The 7,333-nt window shown below is 41.4% G+C and carries 6 protein-coding genes; all 6 read left to right on the forward strand.

Features of this window, described 5'->3' with window-relative positions:
* Window positions 1-208: 208 nt before the first annotated feature.
* The 6 genes from argS to Hs30E_RS09885 all read left to right on the forward strand — a co-directional run bounded on the left by argS (window position 209) and on the right by Hs30E_RS09885 (window position 7,127).
* On the forward strand, window positions 209-1,900 hold the full coding sequence (argS, locus tag Hs30E_RS09860) for an arginine--tRNA ligase (protein WP_172209785.1): 1,692 nt from the start codon (window positions 209-211) through the stop codon (window positions 1,898-1,900).
* 404 nt (window positions 1,901-2,304) lie between these two features.
* Entirely contained in the window at window positions 2,305-2,757 is a 453-nt protein-coding gene (locus Hs30E_RS09865) for a DUF805 domain-containing protein (protein WP_172209786.1), read from the forward strand.
* Window positions 2,758-2,808: 51 nt separating this feature from the next.
* Window positions 2,809-3,264 (forward strand): arginine repressor, encoded by a 456-nt coding sequence (gene argR, locus Hs30E_RS09870; RefSeq protein ID WP_172209787.1) that lies wholly within the window; start codon window positions 2,809-2,811, stop codon window positions 3,262-3,264.
* Complete coding sequence (locus Hs30E_RS09875) at window positions 3,248-3,610, forward strand: YlbF family regulator (protein WP_172209788.1); 363 nt, start codon at window positions 3,248-3,250, stop codon at window positions 3,608-3,610. The genes argR and Hs30E_RS09875 overlap by 17 nt, the downstream gene beginning before the upstream one ends.
* Window positions 3,597-6,143: a DNA mismatch repair protein MutS gene (gene mutS / locus Hs30E_RS09880; RefSeq protein ID WP_172209789.1), complete on the forward strand. Its 2,547-nt coding sequence runs from the start codon at window positions 3,597-3,599 to the stop codon at window positions 6,141-6,143. Before Hs30E_RS09875 ends, mutS begins: the two co-directional genes overlap by 14 nt.
* A gap of 213 nt (window positions 6,144-6,356) precedes the next feature.
* The gene (locus Hs30E_RS09885; protein WP_172209790.1) at window positions 6,357-7,127 is read left to right on the forward strand and encodes a hypothetical protein; all 771 of its coding nucleotides are present in this window, start codon (window positions 6,357-6,359) and stop codon (window positions 7,125-7,127) included.
* The last annotated feature ends 206 nt before the right edge of the window (window positions 7,128-7,333 follow it).

Below are 7,333 nucleotides of genomic sequence, written 5' to 3' on the forward strand. Positions count from 1 at the left end.
GCTAAAATCAAAACCTTTAAGTGTATGGCTCAGAAATATCGTAATCGAAGAAAGAGGCACTTACTTCGTGCGTCCTTAATTTGTGGTATTATCAATTTCGAAATTTAATTTCGGGAGAAGTCTATTAGAACTTTCAAAAATATTGTGAAGATTTTTAGTGTAAAATATGGTAAAATAGAATTAAATAGACTATTTTAAGGATATGAAAATGAACGATAAATTATTAGTAGCGCAAGCGCTTGCAACGTATTTAGACGGTGCTTTGAGCGTGGACGACATTACGAATCTCCTTGAAACGCCCAAGAAATCTGCGCTGGGCGATTTAGCTTTCCCAGCTTTTTCGCTGGCTAAAACCTTGCGACAAGCACCTAATCAGATTGCGGCTGACCTTGCTGAAAAAATTTCGCCTGAAAACTTTGAGAAAGTTGTTGCGATGGGACCCTATCTTAATTTTTTCCTTGATAAATCAGCGACAGTTTCGGCAGTTCTGGCTGAAATTTTGCGTGACGGAGAGAATTATACCACACAAGCACAAAATGGCGAAAATATTGCGATTGATATGAGTTCGCCCAATATCGCCAAACCCTTTTCTATTGGACATTTGCGCTCGACTGTTATCGGTGATAGTTTAGCAAAAATTTATCAAAAAATTGGTTATAATCCGATTAAAATCAATCATTTGGGCGATTGGGGCAAGCAGTTTGGCATGCTCATTGTTGCCTATAAAAAATATGGCGATGAGGTGGCGATTCGCAAGAATCCGATTGCTGAGTTGCTAAAACTTTACGTCCAAATCAATACTGAATCGGCTGATGACCCGACGATTGATATTGAGGCGCGTGAATGGTTTCTCAAACTTGAAAATGGCGATACTGAGGCTTTAGAACTTTGGCAATGGTTCCGTGATGAGTCTTTGGTCGAATTTGACCGCATTTATACGGAGCTTGGTGTTGTATTCGACAGCATGAATGGCGAGGCTTTTTACAATGATAAAATGGACGAGATTGTTGCCATTTTAGATGAAAAAGGTCTGCTGACAGAATCAAATGGTGCGACAGTTGTTGAATTAGAAGGCTTTGAAAACCCAGCGCTTATCAAAAAATCTGATGGTGCAACATTATATATCACGCGCGATTTATCGGCGGCACTTTATCGCAAACGGACTTACAAATTTGCCAAATCGCTGTATGTGGTCGGCAATGAACAGTCTGGGCATTTCAAACAGCTTAAAGCTGTCCTTAAAAAAATGGGCTATGACTGGGCTGACGACATTTTCCATGTGCCGTTTGGCTTGGTCACAAAAGACGGCAAGAAATTATCAACTCGTAAGGGCAATGTGATTTTGCTTGAACCGACGATTGACGAGGCGGTCAAGCGGGCGCAAGCACAAATTGAGGCGAAAAATCCAGATTTGGCGAACAAAGCAGCAGTTGCTCATGCGGTGGGTGTTGGTGCGATTAAGTTTTATGACCTTAAAAATGAGCGGCTCAATGGCTATGACTTCAATTTGGAAGAAATGGTGTCATTTGAGGGTGAAACGGGTCCGTATGTGCAATATGCGCATGCGCGAATCCAGTCGATTTTGCGTAAAGCCGATTTCAAACCCGAAAATGCTATCACTGGTAGCTTAATCGTAACAGATGATGAAAGTTGGGCAATTATCAAGTTACTGCAAGCATTTGACAATGTTGTTGCAAGAGCAGCACGAACTTTTGAACCCTCAGCCATTGCCAAATATGCGATTAACTTAGCGCAAGCCTTTAACAAATATTATGCGCACACGCGAATTTTGGATGACAATGATGAGAAAAATGCTCGCTTGGCGCTCGCTTATGCGACGGGTGTTGTGCTGAAAGAGAGTCTGAGATTGCTTGGTGTTGATGCACCTGTTGAGATGTAGGACGTGTAGCCACTCCAACGGCTAAGCGGTAAAACCGCCAAGGCGTTGTGGCTAGCAAGACCCTAATCTCTTCATCACTTTGTTCCTCAATCACTAAAGGAGTAGCCACTCCAACGGCTAAGCGGTAAAACCGCCAAGCCACGTTGTAGATAGCTACTTCCTTAATCTCTTCATCACTTTGTTCTTCAATCGCTAAAGGAGTAGCTACTCCAACGGCTAAGCGGTAAAATCGCCAAGCCACGTTGTAGATAGCCACTTCCTTAATCTCTTCATCACTTTGTTCTTCAATCGCTAAAGGAGTAGCCACTCCAACGGCTAAGCGGTAAAACCGCCAAGCCACGTTGTAGATAGCCACTTCCTTAATCTCTTCATCACTTTGTTCTTCAATCGCTAAAGGAGTAGCCATGCTAAAAGCTTACGGAAAATTTTGGAAAAATTATGTTAATTTCACAGGTCGAACGACGCGCAAAGACTTTTGGTTTGCTATTTTGTTGCACGTTCTGATTATTCTTGCCACTTTTTTACCTGTTCTTTTATCGGTATTTGGTGGTGTTACCAATCCAGCTGATAGCTTTGGTTTTGGGCTTTTAGGTAAGGTGTTGCTGTGGCTCATTTTACCTATCATTTATACCTTTGCGACTTTTATCCCTACTATTGCTTTGGCAGTTCGCAGATTGACAGACCTTGGTTGGCAATGGGGCGTTAGCCTTACGATCTATCTGAGTTACACCGTTGTTATTCAACTTTTGAAACATGTGGATTCGGTAATTATCAGTCTTCTTAGTTCGGCGCTTTCTATTACTCTCGTCGTATTTTGGGCATTGCCGACAGATACTTTTGTTAAGCATGAACAGTAATATTGACACTTCAAATCCATTTTGATAATAATTCATGGTATAATAGACAATATGAAGAAATCAGATCGACAAGCAATTATTAGAAATCTTATCCAAAATCACAAGATTCAGACACAAGATGAACTTTCGCAACTTCTGATAGCGCGCGACATTACAACAACGCAAGCTACTTTATCGCGTGATATTCGTGAGCTTGGTATTATCAAAAATCGTTATGACGACGGAAGTTTTTATGCGCTTTTTGATGCTGAAAAAAATCACATGAGCTTGCCGAGCCTTGCCGATAACCTGTCTGCTTATGTGCAGCGGGTTAGCCGAGCTATGTTCATCATTGTTGTGCATACGGGTTTGGGCGAGGCAGATTTGTTGGCAAATGCTATTGACACGTCTGAGCGTGCTGATATTTTGGGGACGATAGCGGGGGCAGACACGCTTTTGATTACTTGTCAAGACATCGAAAGTGCGGCAAATTTCGAGAAAGAAATTCAAAATGCTATCAGCAGTTGAGAATTATGAACAAGCGGTTACAGTACTTTTAGACAAGCTGTCCAATCATCCGACGATTATCAAATTTCAAGCAGCAGAATCACGTTTAAAGCGTGCTGAAAATCTTTACGCGCTTGAAAATGACATGAAAGAATTAGCAAAACAGGCGACATTATACAAAAAAATTGATAAGGTCAATGCCTATAAAATAACGCTAGAACGTTCAAAAGAAATTGAGCAAAAATTGAATGATGAACCACTCATCATTGATTATAGGCGCAAATTAGCAGCTGCAAACGCAGTGTTACAGCACGTTTTGGAAAATTTAGAAATACAAATTAACGAGGCAATTCATGGCGACAACTGAAAAAATTTCACCGGGCATGCAGCAGTATCTGGATATTAAAAAATCGTATCCAGATGCTTTTTTGCTTTTCCGCATGGGCGATTTTTACGAGCTTTTTTATGAGGATGCGGTCAAGGCGGCGCAGATTTTAGAGCTGACCTTGACCAGTCGCAATAAAAACTCGGACAAGCCTATTCCCATGGCGGGCGTGCCTTACCACAGCATTCAGCAGTATATTGACACCTTGGTTGACCTCGGTCACAAGGTTGCGATTGCTGAGCAAATGGAGGATCCAAAGACAGCCGTTGGCGTTGTCAAGCGTGATGTTGTGCAAGTTATCACGCCAGGGACAGCCGTTGATGCGTTAAATAATGGCAAAGAAAACAATTTTCTTGTTGCGATTGAGACAGACGAAAGCGCTTATGCACTCAGTTATTTAGATTTGGCGACAGGCGAATTTTTCGTGACTTCTCTTTCTGATTTCGAGACGGTCACAGACGAAATTTCTTCACTCAAAGCTCGGGAAGTTGTCATGGGCTACGAGCCGTCAGAAGTCGAGTTGCAAATTTTAGAAAACCAGCTCAATGTTTTGGTTTCACGTGAAACCATTGGCTTTGATAATGCTGATTTGATTGATTATGGGTTGTCCGCTTTAGAAATATCAGTGACCTCAAAACTGTTGAATTATATCATGACAACGCAGAAACGTCAGCTCACGCATTTACAGCCTGTTAAACATTATGAAATCAAAGACTTTCTGCTCATGGATGCTGCGAGCAAGAAAAGTTTAGATTTGATTTCAAATGCGCGAACGGGCAAGAAAATGGGCAGTCTTTATTGGCTGTTGGACGAGACGAAAACGGCAATGGGGACGCGGATGTTGCGGACTTGGATCGATCGCCCTTTGGTGAGCGAGTCGGCGATTCAAAAACGGCAAGCGATTATTCAGACTTTTCTTGACCATTTTTTTGAGCGCTCAGATTTGACTGAAACTTTGAAAGGCGTTTATGACATTGAACGTTTGGCGGCGCGCGTGTCATTTGGTAAGGCAAATCCTAAGGACTTGCTCCAATTGGCGCAAACTTTGTCAAATGTGCCTGCGATTAAGGCAGTTCTGACTGATATGCAGTCAGACGTTTTGTTTAGTGTGATTGGTCAGCTTGATGAGATTCCCGAGCTGTTTGAGCTGATTCGCAATGCTATTGATGAAAATGCACCAGCGATTATCATGGATGGTAATATTATCAAAAGTGGTTTTAATGCGACTTTGGACGACTATCGTGTAATTATGCGTGATGGCACGTCTTGGATTGCCGAGCTTGAAACCAAGGAGCGCGCGACTTCTGGCATTAGTAATCTCAAGATTGACTACAATAAAAAAGACGGTTATTATTTTCATATCACGAACTCAAATCTTTCGCAAGTGCCTGAGCATTTTTTCCGTAAGGCGACTTTGAAAAATTCTGAGCGTTATGGCACTGAGGCATTAGCGAAACTAGAAAGTCAGATGTTGGATGCGCGTGAAAACTCTGCCAACTTGGAATATGAGCTTTTTTTGCAAGTGCGCGAACAGACCGAAAAATTCATCACACGGATTCAAAAATTGGCGAAAGTCATCGCTGGCGTGGATGTGTTACAATCTCTTGCTGTTGTGGCGGAAAACAACCATTATATCAAGCCAGACATCATTAAAAACGGACAAGAAATCCATATCAAAAATGGTCGGCATGCCGTGGTTGAAAAGGTGATGGGGGCGCAAGAATATGTGCCGAACTCGATTGATTTTGACGAAAAAACGATGATTCAGCTGATTACGGGACCAAATATGTCGGGTAAATCGACTTATATGCGCGAGCTTGCCTTGACTGTTGTCATGGCGCAACTTGGCAGTTATATCCCTGCTGATAGCGTTCTTTTACCGATTTTTGATGCCATTTTTACACGAATTGGCGCAGCAGACGACCTTATCAGTGGTCAGTCGACTTTCATGGTCGAGATGATGGAGGCCAATCATGCGATTCGGCGCGCAACGAAAAACTCGCTGATTCTCTTTGACGAGCTTGGGCGTGGCACGGCGACCTATGACGGTATTGCGCTCGCACAGGCGATTGTCGAGTATATCCATGAAAATGTTGGCGCAAAAACCTTGTTTGCCACGCATTATCACGAGCTTGTAGCGCTTGAAACTGTCCTAGAACACTTGACAAATGTCCATGTTGCAACGCTCGAAGAAAATGGCGAGGTAACTTTTCTCCATAAAATTGAAACTGGACCAGCTGATAAATCTTACGGCATTCATGTGGCAAAGATTGCAGGTTTGCCAAGCGATTTGCTTGAACGGGCAAGCGTGATTTTGTCTGAACTTGAAGACGGGACAGTCGATATGAAAGTGCCACCAGTGATTCCAGTGCAGTCCAGTCAATCAGAATCGCAACAGCTAGATTTATTTGGCGAATCAAGCGAATTGGCGGAGAAAATTAGAGCCATTGACATCATGAATTTGACCCCAATGGCTGCTATGAATGAGTTGTTTGAGTTGAAGAAGTTGGTGTGAGGAGGAAGTTTGAAAAAAACAAAATTAGAGGCGCCCAATAAAAAAGGGCACTCAAAAAGTAATATTTGAAGCACGAAAGGAATGGATTACAAATATGACAGATGTTACACAATTTTTTGAAGCCGAATTTAACAAGCAAAATGAACCACCCCGTAAAGAAAAGCACAGAAATGCGTTTATCTTGCTGTAGTTGCGCTAATCTCGATTTTCGTTTTGTCCCCTTTATCCCGTTCTGATAAAATCAACGACCGTTTTGAGCAGTCAATTGTCCAAAAAGAGAAGGTGTCACTAGAGTTGATGGCGGCGACCACAGCGGGTTCTGTCACAGTTTCATTGTTGCCTGGCGATGTTGGTAATGCTATATCGGAGCAATTAGCCGAATTATCAGGGAAATTTATGATGGTGCTAGGTGTTTTGATGATTGAGAAATTTCTGCTTGTCATAGCGGGAACAATTTCTTTTACCTATCTGATTCCTATTGCTATGGGATTGGGGATTTATTTTGTTTATAGGCGAAGTCCTATTTTTAAGATTTTAGCCATTAAATTAGTGATTTTTGCAACATTTTTTGTCGCAATGGTACCTATTTCGTTGCAAATCTCAGATTTAGTTGATAGGAATTTCGTCACTGAAATTCAAAAAACAAGCCAACAAATTAAAGAAGATGACAAAGAAATTAAGAAAAAGCAAGAAAAAATCGAAAAAGATACTAGTTTTTTAGATAAAGTAAAATCAGGTGTGACGGACTTTTTCTCAAAAACAGGCAAAGTTTTAACGGCTGGCAAAGAAAAGGCGGTTAGGATGCTAAATACTCTGACACAAGAGGTTACTCGAATGCTTGTCACGACTTGTGTTATTCCAGTTGTTACCTTGATTGCTTTTGGTTTTGTCACCAAGATATTATTTGGTTTTGATTTAGAAATGACAAGGAATTTTAGAGAGACGAGTCAAAAAGGGGCATCTTATATTAAAACTAAACATTAGACTTCTCCCAAAAATAAAAAAATTTGTTATACTATAGTCATGAACTATGAATCCCTCAGCAAACTCAGCGATAGTCATTTTAAACGTCCAACCTTTGAATCTATGAGCAGTCTTCTTAAGACCGCTTATCATGAAAACCATAACCGTCGAGGTCGTCACAGTAAATTATCAGTTGAAGATATGCTTTTCTTATCCCTCAATTATCT

Origin of the sequence: Pseudolactococcus hodotermopsidis (assembly GCF_011170085.1) — a bacterium.
Classification (GTDB): Bacteria; Bacillota; Bacilli; order Lactobacillales; family Streptococcaceae; genus Pseudolactococcus; species Pseudolactococcus hodotermopsidis.